The sequence below is a fragment of the Methylobacterium terricola genome (assembly GCF_006151805.1).
Lineage (GTDB): Bacteria > Pseudomonadota > Alphaproteobacteria > Rhizobiales > Beijerinckiaceae > Methylobacterium > Methylobacterium terricola.
Genome location: NZ_VDDA01000095.1, coordinates 1 through 1,434, shown reverse-complemented (window position 1 = coordinate 1,434; position 1,434 = coordinate 1). Strand labels below are relative to the sequence as shown.

Annotated in this window: 1 protein-coding gene; it reads right to left on the bottom strand. The window is 67.6% G+C overall.

Translation table 11 applies throughout. The features are described 5' to 3' along the window. Positions 1–50 precede the first annotated feature (50 nt). Positions 51–1,352, bottom strand: a complete 1,302-nt coding sequence (locus tag FF100_RS36775) for an IS701 family transposase (RefSeq protein WP_139040926.1) — start codon at positions 1,350–1,352, stop codon at positions 51–53. Positions 1,353–1,434 lie beyond the last annotated feature (82 nt).

Genomic DNA, 1,434 nt, shown 5'->3' with positions numbered 1-1,434 from the left:
CTAGCACTACTTTGGCAGGTTGCTCTTAAGGTGGCTGGTTGAGGGCGGCATCACAATGCGGGCACCGCTGCGGCGATGGCCGGCTGAGATGGTCGAGGATGGCTTGGCGGATGGCCGGCATCGAGGGCTGGGGCGGTGGGCAGGCGATTCTTTTTTTTCCGCCCCGTCGCTGCGAGGCGCCGGGATTGGAGGAAGGCGTAGGCCATCATCGTCATCAGCGCGTGGCGATGCAGCCCAGTCCAGGAGCGGCCCTCGAAGTGGTCGAGGCCGAGTTCCTCTTTCATCTGCTGGTGCGCCTGCTCGCAGATCCAGCGCGCCTTGATCGTTGCGGCCAGCTGCTTGAGGGTCGCGTCGGCGGGGAGGTTCGTGAGGTAGTATTTGCGCTCGCCCGAGCCGCGCTCCTCGCGCACCAGCCAGACCTCGTCTCCCGGCAGGTGCTGATTACCTTTTGTGCCGATCCGCTGGGTGGGACCATCGGCCATCCGGACGCGCAACGCGCAGAAGCGGCCCCGCAGCCGACCCTTGGTGCCGTGCCGCCAGGTCACCACCCGGCCGGTCATGTCTGCCAGGATCGTCTCGGCTGCGACCGAGACCTGATCCGGCACGTGACGCTTGCGCGGTCGTCCGCGCCCCGCGACGGGGAAGATCATCGTCACGTCGGCCGGATAGACCTTGCTGCGCCCCGAGATCCCGACAGCCCAGGTCAGGCCACGCGCGCTCAGGGCCTGCCGGAACGGGGCAGACCCATAACCCGCATCGGCCAGCACGCAGCGGAAGCGCACGCCCCCCTCCCGAACCCGGTCGATCTCCGCGACGGCGATCTCCAGCTTGGTGCGGGCTTCGCGCCGGTCCTCAGGGACACCGGCCCTGGTCATCCGGTACGGGTCGCTCGTCCAGGTCTCGGGCAGGAACAGCGCCAGGCCGACCGCCACCGGCACCTCGCCGCGCGCCAACGTCAGCGACACCAACGTCTGGCAGTTGGCGGTCTTGCCCAGCGTCGTGGCGTATTGCGGTGCCACCCCGACCGAGCGATTGCCCTTCTTCGGCAACGCGGTGTCGTCGACGACCAGGATCGCATCCACACCGCCGACAAGACGGTCGGCCTCGCCGAGCAGCGCCTGCTGCAGAGGAGCCTCATCCCAGATCCCAGCCGCGATGAAGTGGTGCAGCCGGTCGTAGGAAACTCCATCGGCCCGGGCCGCCATCGGCTGGACACTCTTGCGATCACCCAGGCCGATGAGCCCGGCCACGTAGAGTGGGCACATCGCCCGGCGTGCCGGATGCGACAGACCAGCCAGGAACGGCTGCAGCCATCGATCCAGATCATCACGCCATCCGACCGCAGCCGACATCGCGATCACCCACGTCTATCGCCGTGGCATGCGAAGCCGCCATAACCGGATGGGTTCCCTCAACCTGCCAAAGTAGTGCTAG

Bases quoted from the DNA above. Each gene is read 5' to 3' on its own strand.
- FF100_RS36775 (WP_139040926.1), bottom strand. From the start codon at position 1,352: ATGTCGGCTGCGGTCGGATGGCGTGATGATCTGGATCGATGGCTGCAG.